Source organism: Sphingomonas sp. 3P27F8, assembly GCF_005502745.1.
Lineage (GTDB): Bacteria > Pseudomonadota > Alphaproteobacteria > Sphingomonadales > Sphingomonadaceae > Sphingomonas.
Genome location: NZ_SCNL01000001.1, coordinates 1 through 15,921, shown reverse-complemented (window position 1 = coordinate 15,921; position 15,921 = coordinate 1). Strand labels below are relative to the sequence as shown.

Annotated in this window: 20 protein-coding genes and 1 tRNA gene; 8 read left to right on the top strand and 13 right to left on the bottom strand. The window is 64.7% G+C overall.

The genetic code is table 11. From position 1 onward, the window contains the following. Positions 1-211: 211 nt before the first annotated feature. Genes hisF through hisB form a run of 5 tightly spaced genes read right to left on the bottom strand, consistent with a single transcriptional unit; the run spans position 212 to position 3,216 of the window. A complete protein-coding gene (gene hisF / locus FFS35_RS00110) occupies positions 212-979 on the bottom strand; it encodes an imidazole glycerol phosphate synthase subunit HisF (RefSeq protein ID WP_137785093.1) in 768 nt (255 codons plus the stop codon). Beyond that, the gene (gene hisA, locus FFS35_RS00105) at positions 976-1,713 is read right to left on the bottom strand and encodes a 1-(5-phosphoribosyl)-5-[(5-phosphoribosylamino)methylideneamino]imidazole-4-carboxamide isomerase (protein WP_137785530.1); all 738 of its coding nucleotides are present in this window, start codon (positions 1,711-1,713) and stop codon (positions 976-978) included. The genes hisF and hisA overlap by 4 nt, the downstream gene beginning before the upstream one ends. Continuing rightward, the gene (gene hisH, locus FFS35_RS00100; protein ID WP_137785092.1) at positions 1,710-2,315 is read right to left on the bottom strand and encodes an imidazole glycerol phosphate synthase subunit HisH; all 606 of its coding nucleotides are present in this window, start codon (positions 2,313-2,315) and stop codon (positions 1,710-1,712) included. The genes hisA and hisH overlap by 4 nt, the downstream gene beginning before the upstream one ends. Next, positions 2,312-2,629, bottom strand: coding sequence for a YciI family protein (locus tag FFS35_RS00095; RefSeq protein ID WP_137785091.1), 318 nt, complete (start codon positions 2,627-2,629; stop codon positions 2,312-2,314). The genes hisH and FFS35_RS00095 overlap by 4 nt, the downstream gene beginning before the upstream one ends. Further along, positions 2,629-3,216, bottom strand: a complete 588-nt coding sequence (gene hisB, locus FFS35_RS00090; RefSeq protein ID WP_137785090.1) for an imidazoleglycerol-phosphate dehydratase HisB — start codon at positions 3,214-3,216, stop codon at positions 2,629-2,631. Before hisB ends, FFS35_RS00095 begins: the two co-directional genes overlap by 1 nt. Positions 3,217-3,302: 86 nt before the next feature. Here hisB and FFS35_RS00085 point away from each other — a divergent pair, with 86 nt between their 5' ends. The 3 genes from FFS35_RS00085 (at position 3,303) to gmk (ending at position 6,221) form a co-directional block, all read left to right on the top strand. Next, a complete protein-coding gene (locus tag FFS35_RS00085; RefSeq protein ID WP_137785089.1) occupies positions 3,303-3,791 on the top strand; it encodes a ClpXP protease specificity-enhancing factor SspB in 489 nt (162 codons plus the stop codon). A gap of 54 nt (positions 3,792-3,845) precedes the next feature. Further along, complete coding sequence (gene fumC, locus FFS35_RS00080; protein ID WP_137785088.1) at positions 3,846-5,237, top strand: class II fumarate hydratase; 1,392 nt, start codon at positions 3,846-3,848, stop codon at positions 5,235-5,237. Positions 5,238-5,564: 327 nt separating this feature from the next. Then, the gene (gmk, locus tag FFS35_RS00070; protein ID WP_137785086.1) at positions 5,565-6,221 is read left to right on the top strand and encodes a guanylate kinase; all 657 of its coding nucleotides are present in this window, start codon (positions 5,565-5,567) and stop codon (positions 6,219-6,221) included. Here gmk and FFS35_RS00065 read toward each other — a convergent pair. Then, positions 6,218-6,907, bottom strand: coding sequence for an ATP12 family protein (locus tag FFS35_RS00065; RefSeq protein WP_137785085.1), 690 nt, complete (start codon positions 6,905-6,907; stop codon positions 6,218-6,220). The genes gmk and FFS35_RS00065 overlap by 4 nt on opposite strands. Next, on the bottom strand, positions 6,904-7,125 hold the full coding sequence (locus tag FFS35_RS00060; protein WP_137785084.1) for a hypothetical protein: 222 nt from the start codon (positions 7,123-7,125) through the stop codon (positions 6,904-6,906). The genes FFS35_RS00065 and FFS35_RS00060 overlap by 4 nt, the downstream gene beginning before the upstream one ends. Before the next feature lie 178 nt (positions 7,126-7,303). On the opposite strand from FFS35_RS00060, the gene FFS35_RS00055 reads away from it, so the two are divergent. After that, a complete protein-coding gene (locus FFS35_RS00055; RefSeq protein ID WP_137785083.1) occupies positions 7,304-7,504 on the top strand; it encodes a hypothetical protein in 201 nt (66 codons plus the stop codon). Positions 7,505-7,777: 273 nt separating this feature from the next. Here FFS35_RS00055 and FFS35_RS00050 read toward each other — a convergent pair whose 3' ends face one another. The 3 genes from FFS35_RS00050 to FFS35_RS00040 are packed head-to-tail and all read right to left on the bottom strand — an operon-like array spanning position 7,778 to position 10,044. Further along, positions 7,778-8,869: an RluA family pseudouridine synthase gene (locus FFS35_RS00050; protein WP_137785082.1), complete on the bottom strand. Its 1,092-nt coding sequence runs from the start codon at positions 8,867-8,869 to the stop codon at positions 7,778-7,780. Then, the gene (gene crcB / locus FFS35_RS00045; RefSeq protein ID WP_137785081.1) at positions 8,866-9,249 is read right to left on the bottom strand and encodes a fluoride efflux transporter CrcB; all 384 of its coding nucleotides are present in this window, start codon (positions 9,247-9,249) and stop codon (positions 8,866-8,868) included. Before crcB ends, FFS35_RS00050 begins: the two co-directional genes overlap by 4 nt. A 45-nt stretch (positions 9,250-9,294) precedes the next feature. Further along, positions 9,295-10,044 carry a hypothetical protein gene (locus tag FFS35_RS00040; protein WP_137785080.1) on the bottom strand — a complete coding sequence of 250 codons (750 nt, stop codon included), beginning with the start codon at positions 10,042-10,044 and terminating at the stop codon, positions 9,295-9,297. Between the two features lie 83 nt (positions 10,045-10,127). On the opposite strand from FFS35_RS00040, the gene FFS35_RS00035 reads away from it, so the two are divergent. Further along, on the top strand, positions 10,128-10,361 hold the full coding sequence (locus FFS35_RS00035; RefSeq protein ID WP_349290313.1) for a hypothetical protein: 234 nt from the start codon (positions 10,128-10,130) through the stop codon (positions 10,359-10,361). An 85-nt stretch (positions 10,362-10,446) separates the two neighbouring features. Continuing rightward, positions 10,447-11,595, top strand: coding sequence for an acyl-CoA dehydrogenase family protein (locus FFS35_RS00030; protein ID WP_137785079.1), 1,149 nt, complete (start codon positions 10,447-10,449; stop codon positions 11,593-11,595). Here FFS35_RS00030 and FFS35_RS00025 read toward each other — a convergent pair. Further along, positions 11,583-12,257 carry an acyl-CoA dehydrogenase family protein gene (locus tag FFS35_RS00025; RefSeq protein WP_137785078.1) on the bottom strand — a complete coding sequence of 225 codons (675 nt, stop codon included), beginning with the start codon at positions 12,255-12,257 and terminating at the stop codon, positions 11,583-11,585. The genes FFS35_RS00030 and FFS35_RS00025 overlap by 13 nt on opposite strands. Before the next feature lie 276 nt (positions 12,258-12,533). On the opposite strand from FFS35_RS00025, the gene FFS35_RS00020 reads away from it, so the two are divergent. Together FFS35_RS00020 and FFS35_RS00015 are read left to right on the top strand one after the other, a co-directional pair. Continuing rightward, positions 12,534-12,610: transfer RNA gene (locus FFS35_RS00020), tRNA-Pro, on the top strand. 262 nt (positions 12,611-12,872) lie between these two features. Further along, positions 12,873-13,364, top strand: coding sequence for a hypothetical protein (locus FFS35_RS00015; RefSeq protein ID WP_137785077.1), 492 nt, complete (start codon positions 12,873-12,875; stop codon positions 13,362-13,364). A 231-nt stretch (positions 13,365-13,595) separates the two neighbouring features. On the opposite strand, the gene FFS35_RS00010 is transcribed toward FFS35_RS00015, so the two are convergent. After that, a complete protein-coding gene (locus FFS35_RS00010; RefSeq protein ID WP_137785076.1) occupies positions 13,596-14,759 on the bottom strand; it encodes an MFS transporter in 1,164 nt (387 codons plus the stop codon). A gap of 13 nt (positions 14,760-14,772) precedes the next feature. Further along, a complete protein-coding gene (locus FFS35_RS00005; RefSeq protein WP_137785075.1) occupies positions 14,773-15,807 on the bottom strand; it encodes an aldo/keto reductase in 1,035 nt (344 codons plus the stop codon). Positions 15,808-15,921 lie beyond the last annotated feature (114 nt).

Here is a 15,921-nt window from a genome sequence, read left to right as displayed (position 1 = left end):
AGCGGAGCGCATGTGCGACATTGGCTCAGCACGATCATGCACAGTGAGTGGGGAGATTATCCAAGCGCCTCTTCCTCAGCGCAGCTAGGGCGCTTTGCGCGTTCGTAGGACGGGCGACAAATGCGCTGATAAACTGGATCAGGTCGTTTCAAGCTTCGTCAGCCTGCGGACAGCGGCTGGGACGCCCCTCTCGGCCAGGAGTGGGGGTCAATCAGCCCGCATATGTCCGCACCGGCACGCCAGCCGCCGCCAGCGCAGCATGTGCCTGCGCGATCGTAGCGTCGCCGAAGTGGAAGATCGATGCGGCCAGCACGGCGGAGGCGTGCCCCTCCGTCACGCCGGCGACGAGATCCTTCAGGCTGCCAACGCCGCCCGAGGCCACGACGGGCACTTTCGTCCGGTCCGCGATCGTGCGGATCAGCGCCAGCTCGTAGCCGTCGCGGGTGCCATCGCGGTCCATCGACGTGATAAGCAGTTCGCCCGCGCCCAGACCGGCGAGGCGCAATGCGTGCTCCACCGCATCTATCCCGGTCGCACGGCGGCCGCCATGCGTGAACACTTCCCAGCGATCGCCGCTTCGGCGCGCGTCCACGCTTGCCACGCAGCATTGGCTTCCAAATCGGTTCGCAATGTCGGACACCACTTCCGGCCGTGTTACCGCAGCGGAGTTGACCGCCACCTTATCCGCGCCCGCCAGCAGCAAGGCGCGCGCATCTTCCGCTGTCCGCACCCCGCCGCCGACGGTGAGCGGCATGAAACACACCGCCGCCGTGCGCCGTACCACGTCCAGGATCGTGTCGCGCCCCTCGTGGCTGGCCGTTATATCCAGGAAGCAGAGCTCGTCCGCGCCCGCACTATCATAGGCGCGCGCCTGCTCCACCGGATCGCCTGCGTCCTTCAGATCGACGAAGTTCACGCCCTTCACCACACGGCCGTTCGCCACATCGAGACACGGGATGACACGGGCACGAACGGTCATCCGGCAGCGCTCGCAACAGACAGCGCGGCCGAGAGATCGAGCCTTCCGTCATAGAGCGCACGGCCGGTGATGACGCCTTCCACACCATCGCGCGCATGAAGCGCAAGGATGTGAATGTCGCCGATGCCTTTCACACCGCCGCTGGCGATCACCGGAATGTTGACCGATCGTGCGAGATCGACGGTGGCCTCGACGTTGCACCCCTTGAGCAGCCCGTCGCGCCCCACATCGGTAAACAGGAGCGCGGCCACCCCGGCATCCTCGAAGCGGCGCGCCATATCGGTGGCGCGGACATCGGAAACCTCGGCCCAGCCCTTCGTTGCGACCATGCCGTCGCGCGCGTCGACCGCGACCACGATCCCACCGGGAAAGGCTTTGGCCATGTCGCGGACGAATTGTGGCTTCTCCAGCGCCGCCGTCCCGATCACCACCCGCGCCACGCCGAGATCGAACCACGCCTCCACCGCGCCGGGTGTACGGATGCCGCCGCCGAGCTGGACGTGACCGGGGAAGCGTTCGACGATCGTGCGCACCGCCGCGCCATTCACGGATTCTCCCGCGAAAGCGCCGTCGAGATCGACGACATGGAGATGTTGTGCGCCGGCGTCCGCAAACTGCATCGCCTGCGCAGCAGGGTCGTCGCCGTAGACGGTGGCGCGATCCATATCGCCTTCGGCGAGGCGAACGACCTGACCAGCCTTGAGGTCGATGGCAGGAAAAACGATCAGGGTCATGGGCGCCACGCTAGGAATCGTTCGAGCAGCGCGATGCCGTAGCGCTGGCTCTTTTCGGGATGAAATTGCACGCCGAGCATGTTGTCCCGGCCGATCGCCGCCGTCACCGGCCCGCCGTGATCGGTGCGCGCGAGGACATTCTCGCCCTCGAACGCGTAGCTGTGCAGAAAATACGCTTCGCCTGCCTCCAGTAACCCCGTCGAGGCGAGCGGGGTTACATCGTTCCACCCCATGTGCGGCACTTTCGCGGCCGGGTCTTCTGGGGCGAGCCGGCGGACCTGGCCCGCGATCCATCCGAGGCCTTGGTGCGTGCCCATTTCCTCGCCGGTCTCCGCCATCAGTTGCATACCGACGCAGATGCCGAGGAACGGCGCGCCGTCGTTCAGCACGCGCTGCGTCAGCGCCGCCTGCAGACTATCGACCTTGCGTAAATTCGCCGCGCACGCGCCAAATGCGCCGACTCCGGGCAGGACGATGCGTTCCGCGCGCACAATAACGTCCGGGTCGGCGGTGATCACCACGTCCCGTGCACCGGCCGTCCGTAGCGCGTTCTCCACCGAGCGGAGGTTGCCCGACTCGATATCGACCAACGCCAGCGTCATCGTGCGAGGCGGGCGACCGCATCGACCGCGAAGCTAGCCTTGAACTCAACCACTTCGGCGGTCGCGACGCCGCTGACGACGAACGGATCGGTCTGCGCGAGCGCCTCGATATCCTCTGCAACGCCGCGGCACAGGATCACCCCGCCAGTACGCGGTTCACGACGACCAGCCACGACGAAAACGCCTTGCTCGAAGCCCTGTTCGAGAAAGGCGACATGCGCCTCCATCTGCGCATCGACATCTTCGAGCGGCTTTACGTAATCGAGCAGGATCAGGCTCAGGTGCCCCTCCGCGCGATATTTTCCGGCCGGCATCACAACATGCCTTTCGTCGAGGGGATGGTATCCGCCTTGCGCGGGTCGATCTCCACCGCCTGACGCAACGCGCGGGCGAGGCCCTTGAAAGCGCTTTCGGCGATATGGTGATTGTTCTCGCCATGCAGGGTCTCGACGTGGAGCGTGATCCCGGCGGCCTGTGCGAAGGAATGGAACCAGTGTTTGAACATCTCGGTATCCATTTCGCCCAGGCGCTTCTGGGTGAACTCCGTATTCCACACCAGCCACGGTCGCCCGGAAATGTCGAGCGCGACGCGCGTCAGCGTCTCGTCCATCGGCGACAAAGCATCGCCGTATCGGCGGATGCCGCGCTTGTCGCCGAGCGCCTGAGCAATGGCTTGGCCGATCGCGATGCCGGTGTCCTCGACCGTATGGTGCTGGTCGATGTGCAGATCGCCCTTCGTGCGTACGGAAAGATCGATCAGCGAATGGCGAGCGAGCTGCTCCAGCATATGATCGAAAAAGCCGATGCCGGTTTCCACGTCATACTGGCCGCTGCCGTCGAGATTGACGGTGACGGCGATGTCCGTCTCGCTGGTGGCACGGGTTATGGTCGCTGTGCGCATGGCCGCGCTCCATAGCGCGCGTGCGGCATTTGGGAAGGAAAGCTTTGCTTGACCACGCCCGCGACCGCGCTACCCATAGCCGCCATATGGATGATTCCGCGCCTGATAGCCTGATACCTTACGACGAGATCGTGCAGGAAGCCCTTCGCGCTGTGGTCGGCCGCGTGCTCGGCTCGGTCGCGGAGAACGGCGGCACGCTGCCGGGCGAGCATCATTTCTACATCACGTTCAAGACACAGGCGCCGGGCGTCGATATCCCGAAGCGTCTGATCGAGCGCTTCCCTGACGAGATGACGATCGTCATGCAGAACCGCTTTTGGGATCTGACCGTCGACGACACGAAATTCTCGGTCGGCCTAAGCTTCAACCAGGTGCCGTCGAAGCTGCTGATCCCGTATTCGGCGGTCACCGGCTTTCACGATCCGGCGGTGAATTTCGAATTGCGCTTCCAGGCGGCCGAAGGACCGGAGGACGGTCCGGGGGGCCACGATCCGGCGGAGAACGACGGCCCGACCGCAACGCCGGTCGAGGATGGATCGAACGTCGTGGCGGTCGATTTCAAGCGCAAGAAATAGACCGGCCGCGGCGGGACAGACCTGCGCCATGCGGCCGTGCATCGTGGAGCACGGATGACCGACAGCCGCACCGAAACCGATTCGATCGGCGCGATCGCGGTGCCGGCCCAGGCCTATTGGGGCGCGCAGACGCAGCGATCGATCGAGAACTTCCCATTCGGCGACCGCGAAAGGATGCCGATCGCCATCCCCCGAGCACTCGCGCTGGTAAAGCAGGCGGCCGCCCGGGTAAATCGCAACCACGGCCTCTCCGCGGACAAGGCCGATGCGATCGAGCAGGCGGCGGCCGAAGTCGCTTCCGGCGACCATGACGATCAGTTCCCGCTGGTAATCTGGCAGACCGGCAGCGGCACACAATCGAACATGAACGTCAATGAGGTGATCGCGGGCCGCGCCAACGAGATTCTGACCGGCCAGCGCGGTGGCAAGTCGCCGGTGCATCCCAATGATGATGTGAACCGCGGGCAATCCTCGAATGACAGTTTCCCCACCGCGCTCCACATCGCGGCGACGCTTGGCGTGCGCGAGCGCCTGTTCCCGGCGCTAAACCGGCTCCACGACGCACTTGATATCAAGGCGCATTCCTGGGTGCATATCGTGAAGATCGGGCGCACCCATCTTCAGGATGCCACACCTCTCACGCTCGGGCAGGAGTTTTCCGGCTATGCGAACCAGCTTTATCGTTGTCGTCGCCGGATAGAGCCGGCAATCGAACATGGCACGCTGCGGCTGGCTCAGGGAGGCACGGCGGTTGGTACCGGACTGAACGCACCCGCGGGTTTCGCGGAGGATTTCTGCGCCGCGCTGCGCGACATTACCGGCGAAGCTTTTATTCCGGCGGAGAATTTTTTCGAGGCGCTCGGCTCGAACGATCCGCTTGTTCACCTATCAGGCACGCTCAATACACTGGCGGTTGCGCTCACCAAGATTGCCAGCGACATCCGCCTGCTTGGCTCCGGCCCGCGCTGCGGCATCGGCGAACTTGATCTGCCGGCGAACGAGCCGGGCAGTTCGATCATGCCGGGCAAGGTAAATCCCACGCAATGCGAAATGCTTACAATGGTCGCCGCGCAGGTGATGGGCAATCATGTCGCGATCACCGTGGGCGGCGCGCAGGGGCATCTGGAACTGAACGTGTTCAAGCCCGTAATTGGTGCGGCAGTGTTGCGGTCGATTGACTTGCTTGCGGTTGGCATGGCGTCTTTTGCCGAACGCTGCGTCGAGGGGCTGGAGGCGAACCAGCGGCGCATCGCTGAGCTGGTTGATCGATCGCTGATGCTGGTGACCGCGCTCGCGCCAGAAATAGGCTATGACAATGCCGCCAGGATCGCCAAGCATGCTCATGCGGAGGGACTGACCCTGCGCGAGGCAGCGACGGCGCTCGGGCTGGTCGACGCCGCGACTTTCGATCGCCTTGTCCGGCCCGAGGCAATGCTCGGAACCTGAACGCGCCTGAAGCGCTTGTTCGCTCCAAGGCAGTTCTAAGGGGTTATTCGAATGATTCGCTCTATTATTGGCGCACTAGTTGGTAGCGAGCTACAGCGCCGCGAAGGCGGAAGTGGCGTCAAAGGTGCAATTCTCGGCGCGTTTATGACTCGCGCGGTCACGCGTATGGGTCCGCTTGGGCTGGCGGTTGGTGGGGCCTATGTCGCGAAAAAGGCTTACGACCGGCACAAGGCGCGGCAGACTGGGAGTGCCTCGACCGTCGCCTAAACGCGCCGCGCCGCGCCATGTCGTCTTGACGCATGCCCTGCGCGCGCGGCAGTAGCGCGCATGGCCGCTTCCCCACATCCCGATCCGCACGGTTTCAAGCGCCGCGGCGTGTTGTTTGTGCTGTCCTCGCCATCGGGCGCGGGCAAGTCCACTATCGCGCGCAAATTGCTCGCGGACGATGCCGATCTTTGTATGTCGGTTTCCGCTACCACACGCGCGATGCGCCCCGGCGAGGTTGATGGGACGGATTATCATTTCGTTTCGCTAGATCGCTTTCGGGAAATGGCGAACTCCCACGAGTTCCTGGAGTGGGCGCATGTTTTCGATGAACGGTATGGCACACCCAAGGCGCCGGTGGAGAAGATGCTGGCGGCCGGCAAGGATGTGCTCTTCGATATAGACTGGCAGGGAGCGCAGCAGCTTTATCAGATCGCAGGCGGCGATGTGGTGCGGGTATTCATCCTGCCACCATCGATGGAGGAATTGCATCAGCGCCTGCTGAAGCGCGCGACCGACTCGACCGAGATCATCGACAGGCGCATGTCGCGGGCCGCGAATGAGGTCAGCCATTGGGACGGCTATGACTATGTTTTGGTCAATGACGATGTCGAGCAATGCTTCCAGCATGTCCGCACGATCCTGGCGGCGGAGCGCCTGAAGCGATCGCGACAGACCGGGCTGATCGGCTTCATTCGCAAGTTGCGCCGCGCCAGCTAGCGCCGCGTGAGCGCAGCGAGAAACCTTGTCGCCGCATCAAAGTCCGCACGTTTCGCCTCGCGAGCGCGGGTGGCGAGTTCGTCGTCACCCCATTTCTCGATCTGCCAGTCTTCGTCAATCTGCGCGGCGCGCCACAACGCATCGGGATCGATCACACCTTCCGCCAGCGCCAGCGTGCCTACGATCGTGCCGGTCGCTCCAACGATCGTTTGCAAGGCCGCAAGCGCAAACGGATCATACGTCGCGACAGCGTCGGAGATCCGTGCGAGCGTCGCCTCGGGCTGATCGACGTGCATCACGCCAGCGGTTGTCTCAAAATGCACGTCGTAGCGACGCCGCGCCCAGTCGAGCAGCGGATTCCATGCCGCCTTCTGGCGCGCCACCAGCTCGGCTGGCGTCTCCGCTCGATAGCAGGTGAGGTCGCTCTCTGCATATCGCGCGATATCTTTGACGAATGGAGCGGGATCCGGTGCGATCCGATCGATCGCTGCGTTGGCGAGCCCGGTCAGAGGCATCAAGCGCGGATCGAGGGTTTCGGCAACTCCGCGCCATTCTTCGGCTATCACCTCCGCCAAGGCCGCTGTGGGTAGCGCGAGCCGCGCGCGGCCCGGCGTGCGCACCGTCCGACCGTCAAGCAGCACGCCGCCGCCCTCGTCCAGCGACACCTCGTTCCAGAAGCGCTTCATTCCGGCGGTGTCCGCCAGCGCTTCGCAAGGCTGCGCGGCACGATTGCCATCATTGCCATCGCCGAAAGCACGATCGCGCCGCCAAGTACCCTCCGCCAGACAGTGTCGCCTTCTGCGAGGAGGATCACGCCGAGCACCGCTCCGCCCGAGGCGGCCAGGCGGGAGAGCGTGATGTAAAACCAGCGGACCTTGGCGGGATCTTGATTGGGGGCGGCCATAGCAGGCCTATGACCGATCGACGACGCGCGCGCCAGCCATCGCGACGAACCGTATCGCGCGGACGCCGGGTGTAGCGTGAACGGCTTGGTAAGTACCTCCTGCTATGGTTAAGCAATGGGCTGAACGGGCCGGGGGGGCACGCCGGCTTTCAACATTTGGATATGGAGACGCTGGCAGATGGTCGGCCCGATGGTATTCACTTATGGTTTGTTGATGAGCTTCGTGTTGTCTGGCGCGTCGCGCAACGCGAAAATGCGGCGTCCGAACCCGCCGGTGGTGCAATATACCGGTTATGTGTTGTGCGGATTGACCGGCGCGCTCTCTGCGATGCTCTTCGCGATCGCCGCGCTCGGCTTTTTCGGCGCGCCGCTCATCTGATCCTTGCGGGCGCAGCGAAAGCGGAAGCACTACCCTACCTCGACGACGACGTAGCTGCATGTCGCCATCTGATCCGCCAGAATTGGCGATTGCCCGCGTGATGCCCGAAATCGGCATGGCCCGGTTGATGCACGACGGATGAAAGGTGAAATTGCCCGCCGTGTCGATCGTCACCGGCGCATGCTCCACCGCCGGCCCGTCCGCGCCGGTCGCATTTCCCCCGTGACGAGATGCGACGCCGCTACAGTTGCGCGGATAGGGTGTCGGAATACATCAGTCGCGCTCGGTGCCACGTCCGCGCCGTTCGCCGCGCCGGGCCTTGCGCACCGTTTTCGCATGGGCGCGCGCCTTCGCCTTTTTCTCCTCACGGCTGGGCGGGGGGCGTGTGTCAGCCGGCATGTTGTCGCCGAGCGCCTCGTCGAAGCCCAGGCTCTTCAGGCTTTCGGCAAAATGGGTCGGAAGTGCGGCGGTCACGTCGATCTTGTCGCCGTCCGGGTGATCGACGCGGATGCGCCGCGCGTGCAGATGCATCTTCCGGCTGATCCCACCGGTGAGGAACGCCGCCGCGCCGCCATATTTGCCATCGCCAACGATCGGGTGCCCGATCGCCGCCATATGCACGCGAAGCTGGTGGGTACGCCCCGTGAATGGCTGCAATTCAACCCAGGCCGCATGATTGCCCGCGCGCTCGATCACCCGATAACGGCTGCGGGAAGGCTGCCCTTCCGCCTCGTCGACGTGCATTTTCTCGCCGCCAGTTCCGGGCTGCTTGGCGATCGGCAGATCGACCGTGCCATCCTCGATCGACGGCACCCCGACCACCAGGGCCCAGTAAACCTTCTTGGCCGAACGCCCCGAGAATGCCTTTGAAAAGAACGCCGCGGCGCGCGCGGTCCGCGCTACCAGCAGCGCGCCCGAGGTATCCTTGTCAAGCCGGTGGACGAGTTTGGGTCGCCCCTCCGCCTCGAACTGAAGCGCGTCGAGCAGGCCGTCGACATGCGCCGTGGTCTTGGTGCCGCCCTGCGTGGCCAGGCCAGGGGGCTTGTTGAGCACGAATGCGGCGGCATCCTGGTGGATCACCATCTCGCGCGCAAACGCGATCTCGTCATCAGACAGCGGCGCCCGCTGGCGCACCGGGCGTGTCGTGGCGCGTAACGGCTCGGCCGGCGGCACGCGCAGCACCTGACCGACGGTGACGCGATCGCCCGGCCCCACGCGCGCGCCATCCAACCGCAGTTGCCCGGTCCGCGCCCATTTGGCGACGATGGTGAAGCTCGTATCGGGCAGATGGCGCTTGAACCAGCGATCGACGCGGATGCCATCGTCATCGGGCGCGACCGTGAACTGGCGGACGGCATCGTTCATGCCGTCACCGCGCGCATGATGAACAGACCCGTGAACACTGCCAGAACCGCGCCGAACAGTGACGCCAGGACATAGGCGAGCGCCCCCGCCCAGGCCCCGCGCTCGATCATCGCCACCACGTCCAGCGAGAATGAGGAGAAGGTTGTATATCCGCCGAGTACACCAACGCCGAGCAGCAGCCGCCAGCCTTCGCCGCTCACCGTGGGGAAGCGCGCCAGTGTGCCGACGAGCAGGCCCATCAGCAGTCCGCCGACGATATTCACCGTCAGCGTTCCCCATGGCCAGTTTGGCCCGAGCAGCGCAAGCATCAGCCGGCCGGTCAGATGCCGCGCGCCCGATCCGAAGGCGCCCCCAAGCATGACAATGAGTAGGTTCTGCATCGCGCCGCCCTAGCGTGAAAGGCGCGGCGGCGGAAGGGAAGGGGATCAGTTGCCGCGGTCGGCGATAAGATCGACCTCGGTGCCGCCGCCCGCCCGGGGCCGGAACATCACGAACAGCGCGCCTTTGCCGGGTGTCGAGGCGGCGAGGACATGATCCGCTCCATCCATGCCATGCTGTGCCGAAAGACCGGCATCGCCGGCCTTGGTGTAATACCAGGCCAGCAGGCGCTGCAGCGACGCTCCGCTGGCGAAATTCACGATGCGAAGCGCGCAGCCATTGCCGTCCGCACCAGCTGCTTCGATCACCCGTGCATCCGGATAAAGTGGCGTTGCGGGTGGCAATCGGTTCGCCCAGACGGCCGAATACCTTACCTTGGCGACACAATCCCCGGTGGCGTGCTGCCCTTCCGCGAGCGCGCCCAGCGTCAATGCGCGCCGCGCGGCGGCGCATTGCGGGCACGGGCCGGGCGCCGGTGCCGGCCGCAACCTATCCCTTTCGGCGGGGCCGCCGCGCGCCGCGATATCGTCTGGCGGCAAAGCGCCGCTGGCCGGTTGTGCCGGTGGCCTGACTACATCTGCATTTGCCTGCTGCACCAGCGCGGGATCGACCATGATCGGATCGCGCAGCGCAGTTCGGAGCGCGGGATCGTTGGCCGCACTCGCCTCGTTCGTGGCGGCGAGCATATTGTCGAGTTCGTCCGCGTTGCCGGTATCGCTGCGGGAGTCGCCACACGCGGCTAGCGTGATCGCCAGCAGCGGGGCGAGGAACTTGGCGAGGTGGCGCGGCTCGATCATGGCGAAGATACTTGCCCTATCTTGCTTGCCGAAGCGTTGACACGCGTGCCGTATTGCACTTGCACTACACTGCGGCGCGACCCATGTTGCCGCCCATGTTCAATATCTTCTCGATCCTGATCGGCCTCGTCGCTTTGCTGTTTGCGATTCCCGGCGTGCTGCCGTTGTTCGGCTGGCTCAACTGGGCGGCATTGCCGATCGCGGCGGTGGGCGCGCTGTTCGGCATGATCTCGTCGAGCGATTCGGGCCGCAACTTCAACCTGCTCGTGTTGCTTATCGCGATCGTGCGCCTCGCGCTTGGCGGGGGCTTCTTCTGATATAGCGGAGCGATTGGTTGGCCGATACCGCAATGGCGCGTTATTGTTCGGTGGACACGCGCTGCATTCCGCGCATGATGCGCGAATGGATCACCTGCTGACCTCTGAAACGCGCGCTTTCCGGGACGAGGTGCGCACCTTTCTGCGCGAGAAGCTTCCGCCCGATTTGTCGCGTGCGGCGCGACGCGCGACGAGCGTATTCCTTCATCCCGATATCACCCTGGCCTGGCAGAGCATATTGCACGCGCAAGGCTGGGTCGCTCCAGACTGGCCGGTGGAGTATGGTGGGCCGGGATGGGATGGCATCCGCCGCTATATCTTTGCCGAGGAATGCGCCCGCGCCCATGCGCCCTCGCTGCCGCCGCAGGGGCTGAAGATGGTCGCACCCGTAATCATGCACTACGGCACGGACGAGCAGAAGGCGGCGCTGCTGCCGCGCATCCTGTCGGGACAGGATTACTGGTGCCAGGGCTATTCGGAGCCGGGCGCCGGATCGGACCTGGCTGCGCTCCGCATGCGCGCGGTGCGCGATGGCGACGACTATGTACTCAACGGATCGAAGATCTGGACGACCCATGCGCATTTCGCGAACCGTATGTTTTGCCTCGTCCGGACCAGCACCGAAGGGCGGCCGCAGTCCGGCATAACCTTCCTACTGCTCGAAATGGCCACGCCGGGGATCACCGTGACGCCGATCCTGACGCTCGCCGGCGAGCATGAGTTCAATCAGGTGTTCTTCGACGATGCCCGCGTGCCGGTCGTCGGTCGGCTAGGTGCCGAAAATGACGGCTGGACGGTCGCCAAGCATCTGCTGACGTTTGAACGGGGTGGCCGATATGCGCCCAGCCTTGCAGCGCATCTCGACACGATCCGTGATGCGGCGGCGCGAACGGGCTGGCTGGATCATGAGGGCAATCGCGAGCGGCTGGCGCGTGAGGCGATCGCGATCGATGCCTTGCGCGCGATCGAGTTTGCGGCGCTGGAGGGCGATGGGCCGTCCGACGCAATCCGGCCTTCGATGCTCAAAGTTCTGGGAACTGAAACGTCGCAGCGGCTCGATCATCTCGCGCTGGAAATGGCGGCATTGTGGGATGGCGCCATTGAGGACGCGCCAGATGCGATCGCCGTAGCGATGCCGCGTTATCTCAACAATCGTGCTGGCAGCATCTATGCCGGATCAAACGAGATCCAGCGCGATCTGATCGCGCGCGCGGTGGTAGATCAGGCAGCGTAGCGGGAGAGGTGAGTGCGGGCGCCACCGTCGCCCTGCATCAGGGCACGGGCGCGGCGAAAATATCCGCCGACGTTCAATTCCGCCGTTAGCCCCATCGCGCCATGAATCTGTACCGCGCCCTCGCCGACGATCCGCGCTGCATCGTCACACACCACGCGTGCCGCGCTGACAAAGCGGGCTGAATGTGGATCGGCCGAGTCCAGTGCGTCGATCGCCGCACTGGTGATCGCATCGGCCTGTTCGAGGATCATCGCCATATCGGCCATGCGATGCCGCAGCACCTGAAAGCTCGCGATCGAAACGCCGAACTGGCGCCGCTCGCGAGAGAACAGCGCCGCGTCGCGCAGCATTGTACGGCATAGTCCGACGATCTCGGCACAATGCAACACGGTGAGCATTTCCGCTGTCGCGTCAGTAGCAGCGGCGCGCTTGGCGGCCCAATGCTCCGCCCAGGGGAACTCGGCATTGGCGCGGCCCAATGCTGCTGCAACTACGGCTGCGTCCCTAAGGTTCTGTCCTAGCCCACCATCTTCCTCCGCGACGCCGAGCGTATCGAGCCCGGTTTCCTCAATCGCGGTCACCCAATTGTTGCCGCCGCGTGCAAGGGTGGCGTCAAGGGTTTCAGCGAGCATCCGTTGCTCGTCAGTGCGCGCGAGCGTCATTTCGGTTCGTTCTGCTCTCAACGTTGGCTTGAAATGCTTGCGTAACCCCCGACCTGGAAACTTGCCAGGGAGATTGTTGGTGACTATCGCGATCGTCCGACGGGCATGCCCTGTGCGAGCGTCCGAGTTTACGAGCGTCCGAGTTTATCAGCGGCAAGGCCCGGGACTGTTCCGGGACTATCGTCGCTGGTTCCTGCCGTGTTCCGCCCGGTTTTGCCGGTGTCGGACAAACCTGTTGCGCTGTGATCGGCGGAAAAGCTAAGGGCATCCGCGCGTCGGGGAGTGGCGCAGTCTGGTAGCGCGCCTGCTTTGGGAGCAGGATGTCGCAGGTTCGAATCCTGTCTCCCCGACCATCCGCTCGCAAGTCCTTGATTTCGCGTCTTAACGACGGCGATAAGAGACGGTTGTACCCCCGACTGTACCCCTTGCTGTACCCACTGGGGTGGCGGAATGGGCTTATCGAACGTGTGTTTGCGCGGCAGCCGCTATTGGTGGCGCAAGAAAATGACGGTTGGCGGCGTACGGTTACCGCTGGGGTTACCGTTGGGCGCAATGAACTTCACAGACGCGCGGGTTACTGCCTTGCGTCTCGGTTCTGCGGAGGAAGCTTTGCGCATGGGTTACGGTCCGTCGTCGGGTGTGAGCCCCGACCAGCTCAAGAAGGTATTCAGCGACGCGCTGCGCTGGCAATTGCAGCGAATCCTTGAGGATCAGTTCGCCAGCAGCACCGCCGCCGTCGACCATGCCTCCCTCAACTCTCCCTACGCCGAGGCGTGGACCTTTCTCTCAAAGCAGCATCAGGTGGGCGGCGCCTGGAAGGACAAGGACGTCTACAGCTTCCGCCGTACCGCCACCTCGATGCTAAAGGGCGTCGTGCCGGACAGCGTTCGCTGCAACATCTTCGGGCATGAAGGCGAAACCGAGAAGGCCCGCACCTTTGACGACGAGGCGGACCTGTCGATCAAGCTGGAGGCGCTCAAACATCTGACGCCGCTGACCGAACATATCCCGCCGGTCCTGCCGATCCGTATCCGCCCCGCGAACCGCCTAAAGTTCGGGGGTCGAATACCGAGCCGTTTGGGACGAACGAAGGCGGGCAAAGCGTAGCGAACCGCGTCTTGCATAGCGTTCGGGCCGTCGTGCTGATCGCCCCTTGCGACTATTGCTGCGCCCAACGCGGAGTCGATGTGTTTGCCGCCGTGAGGGCAGAAGTGCGTGGAAACGTCCTGATCAAGTAGCCCAATCCTCGTTGCAAGTTTCCCGATATTCGCGTTAACCGGATCGCGGCGATCAACATCCTCCCTGTTTGGCCGAGTTCGTCCGCATCGACACAACCAATTAGAATGGACAGGCCCTTGCACGGGGCTGACGCCGGAATGCGAGCAGCATCGCCAGCGCCACCGCCGTCATTACGGCACCCGCCAGCGCCACAGCAGGTAATCCAAGCCCAGCCCCGATCACGGCCCCGCCCAGAGCCGCGCCGATCGCGTTGCCGAGGTTGAACGCGCCGATGTTCATCGCCGAGGCGAGGTTCGGCGCCTCCGATGCGGTATCCATCACCCGCATCTGCAGGGGCGGGACGATCGCGAAGCTGGCGATGCCCCAGATCAGGATCGCGACGGCGGCGGTCACCGGCCATTGCATCAGCACCGTAAAGGCCAGCAGCGTCAGCGCCATGACCGCGAGCATGGTCATCAGCGCCCGGTCGACCGAATGGTCGGCGAGCTTGCCTCCGAGCGCATTGCCGATCGTCGCGCCGACGCCGAACAGCATCAGCATCGCGGTGACATAACCGCTCGAGCCGTGCGTCACATCGCGGAGGATCGGCACGATATAGGTGAAGACGGTAAAGACGCCGCCAAAGCCGATCGTGGTCAGCGTCAGCGCCATCACCACCGGCCCACGTGTCAGCACGCGCAGTTCGGTGCGCATGTCACCGCCCTCGGTCGCGGGGAGCGGGGGCAGCGCGAGGCGAAGCGACAGCATCGCGATCGCGCCGACGCCTGCGATCCCGGCAAAGGCGGTCCGCCAGCCGATCGCCTCGCTGACCCAGGTCGCCGCCGGCACGCCGCCGATGGTGGCGACGGTCAGCCCGGTGAACATCGCCGCGACCGCGCCCGCGCGCTTGTCCGGCGGCACCAGGCTGGCGGCGACCACCGATCCGACGCCGAAGAATGCGCCATGATTGAACGAGGTGACGACCCGCGCCGCCATCAGCATCCAATATCCGCCCGCCACCGCCGACAGGGCATTGCCGAGCGTGAAAATGCCCATCAGCGCGATCAAGAGGGTCCGCCGGTCGATACGCCCGGTAGCGAGGGCCATCAGCGGCGCGCCGATCAGCACGCCCATCGCATAGGCGCTAACCAGCAGCCCGGCGGCGGGGATCGACACCCGCAGGTCGCCGGCGATCACCGGCAACATGCCCATCGGCGCGAACTCGGTCACGCCGATGCCGAAGGCGCCGACCGCCAGCGAGATTAGCCCGAGATTGAACTTCATGATCCTGGCTCCCTCAGACCATCGGCGGCGCAAGGCGGGCGAAACCCTCCTGCTGCCGATAGGGGGTGTGCGGATAGGGCGGCAGTACGTCGCTCGCTGCATCAAGCGTGGCGATCTGCTCGGGCGTCAGCGCCCAGCCGACCGCCCCCAGATTTTCGCGCAACTGCGCCTCGTTGCGGGCGCCGATGATGACCGACGACACGGTCGGCCGCCGCAGCAGCCAGTTGATCGCGACCTGGGGGACGGTCTTGCCCGTCGCGCCCGCCACCGTCTCCAGCGCATCGACGACGCGGTAGAGGTGTTCGTCCTCGACCGGGGGCGCGAATTTCGCGGTGTCGTGCAGGCGACTGCCCGCCGGGATCGGTCGTCCGCGTCCGATCTTGCCGGTCAACCGGCCCCAGCCGAGCGGGCTCCATACCAGAGCACCGACGCCCTGGTCGGCCGCCAGCGGCATCAAATCCCATTCATAGGCCCGGCCGATCAGCGAATAATAGACCTGATGCGCGACCAGACGGGGCCAGCCATGGCGATCGGCAAGACCTTGCGCCTTCATGATCTGCCAGCCGGGATAATTGGAGACGCCGGCATAGCGGACCTTGCCCGCGGCGATCAGCCGGTCGAGCGTGCCCATCACCTCATCGGCCCGGGTGGAGGCGTCGAAGGCGTGAAGCTGCAGCAGGTCGATATGGTCGGTGCCCAATCGTCGCAGCGCCGCCTCGACGGCGCCGATCAGCCGCGCCCGCGACGCGCCCCAATTCTGCGGGCCGTCTCCTATCGGCAGGGCGGTTTTGGTCGAAATCAGGACGGCACCGCGCCGCCCTTTGATCGCTTCCCCGAGAACCTGTTCCGACGCGCCATCTGAATAAACGTCCGCGGTGTCGAACAGCGTGATCCCTGCGTCTAGGCAGATGTCGACCAGCCGCCGCGCCTCGGCGGCATCACTTGTGCCCCAGGCGCTGAACAGCGGGCCCTTACCGCCGAACGTGCCCGCGCCGAACGACAGCGCTGGCACGCGCAGGCCGGACGATCCCAGTTGCCGATATTCCATTACCGAACGAGACTGTTGAAAAATGGCTGCTTGCGATGGTGACGAGGGCGTGATTCACTCCTGCAAGGCGGCAGGGGGTCACGGACATGATGGGTCGGCAGGTGGCACAGGGCG

What these genes read in the sequence shown, in the direction of transcription:
- FFS35_RS00040 (WP_137785080.1), bottom strand. Translation starts at nt 10,044, where the DNA reads ATGATCGAGCCGCGCCACCTCGCCAAGTTCCTCGCCCCGCTGCTGGCG.
- gmk (WP_137785086.1), top strand. Translation starts at nt 5,565, where the DNA reads ATGGCCGCTTCCCCACATCCCGATCCGCACGGTTTCAAGCGCCGCGGC.
- FFS35_RS00095 (WP_137785091.1), bottom strand. Translation starts at nt 2,629, where the DNA reads ATGCCGGCCGGAAAATATCGCGCGGAGGGGCACCTGAGCCTGATCCTG.
- FFS35_RS00060 (WP_137785084.1), bottom strand. Translation starts at nt 7,125, where the DNA reads ATGGCCGCCCCCAATCAAGATCCCGCCAAGGTCCGCTGGTTTTACATC.
- FFS35_RS00005 (WP_137785075.1), bottom strand. Translation starts at nt 15,807, where the DNA reads ATGGAATATCGGCAACTGGGATCGTCCGGCCTGCGCGTGCCAGCGCTG.
- hisH (WP_137785092.1), bottom strand. Translation starts at nt 2,315, where the DNA reads ATGACGCTGGCGTTGGTCGATATCGAGTCGGGCAACCTCCGCTCGGTG.
- FFS35_RS00035 (WP_349290313.1), top strand. Translation starts at nt 10,128, where the DNA reads ATGTTGCCGCCCATGTTCAATATCTTCTCGATCCTGATCGGCCTCGTC.
- hisA (WP_137785530.1), bottom strand. Translation starts at nt 1,713, where the DNA reads ATGACCCTGATCGTTTTTCCTGCCATCGACCTCAAGGCTGGTCAGGTC.
- hisB (WP_137785090.1), bottom strand. Translation starts at nt 3,216, where the DNA reads ATGCGCACAGCGACCATAACCCGTGCCACCAGCGAGACGGACATCGCC.
- hisF (WP_137785093.1), bottom strand. Translation starts at nt 979, where the DNA reads ATGACCGTTCGTGCCCGTGTCATCCCGTGTCTCGATGTGGCGAACGGC.
- FFS35_RS00010 (WP_137785076.1), bottom strand. Translation starts at nt 14,759, where the DNA reads ATGAAGTTCAATCTCGGGCTAATCTCGCTGGCGGTCGGCGCCTTCGGC.
- FFS35_RS00050 (WP_137785082.1), bottom strand. Translation starts at nt 8,869, where the DNA reads ATGAACGATGCCGTCCGCCAGTTCACGGTCGCGCCCGATGACGATGGC.
- crcB (WP_137785081.1), bottom strand. Translation starts at nt 9,249, where the DNA reads ATGCAGAACCTACTCATTGTCATGCTTGGGGGCGCCTTCGGATCGGGC.
- FFS35_RS00065 (WP_137785085.1), bottom strand. Translation starts at nt 6,907, where the DNA reads ATGAAGCGCTTCTGGAACGAGGTGTCGCTGGACGAGGGCGGCGGCGTG.
- fumC (WP_137785088.1), top strand. Translation starts at nt 3,846, where the DNA reads ATGACCGACAGCCGCACCGAAACCGATTCGATCGGCGCGATCGCGGTG.
- FFS35_RS00015 (WP_137785077.1), top strand. Translation starts at nt 12,873, where the DNA reads ATGGGTTACGGTCCGTCGTCGGGTGTGAGCCCCGACCAGCTCAAGAAG.
- FFS35_RS00025 (WP_137785078.1), bottom strand. Translation starts at nt 12,257, where the DNA reads ATGACGCTCGCGCGCACTGACGAGCAACGGATGCTCGCTGAAACCCTT.
- FFS35_RS00055 (WP_137785083.1), top strand. Translation starts at nt 7,304, where the DNA reads ATGGTCGGCCCGATGGTATTCACTTATGGTTTGTTGATGAGCTTCGTG.
- FFS35_RS00085 (WP_137785089.1), top strand. Translation starts at nt 3,303, where the DNA reads ATGGATGATTCCGCGCCTGATAGCCTGATACCTTACGACGAGATCGTG.
- FFS35_RS00030 (WP_137785079.1), top strand. Translation starts at nt 10,447, where the DNA reads ATGGATCACCTGCTGACCTCTGAAACGCGCGCTTTCCGGGACGAGGTG.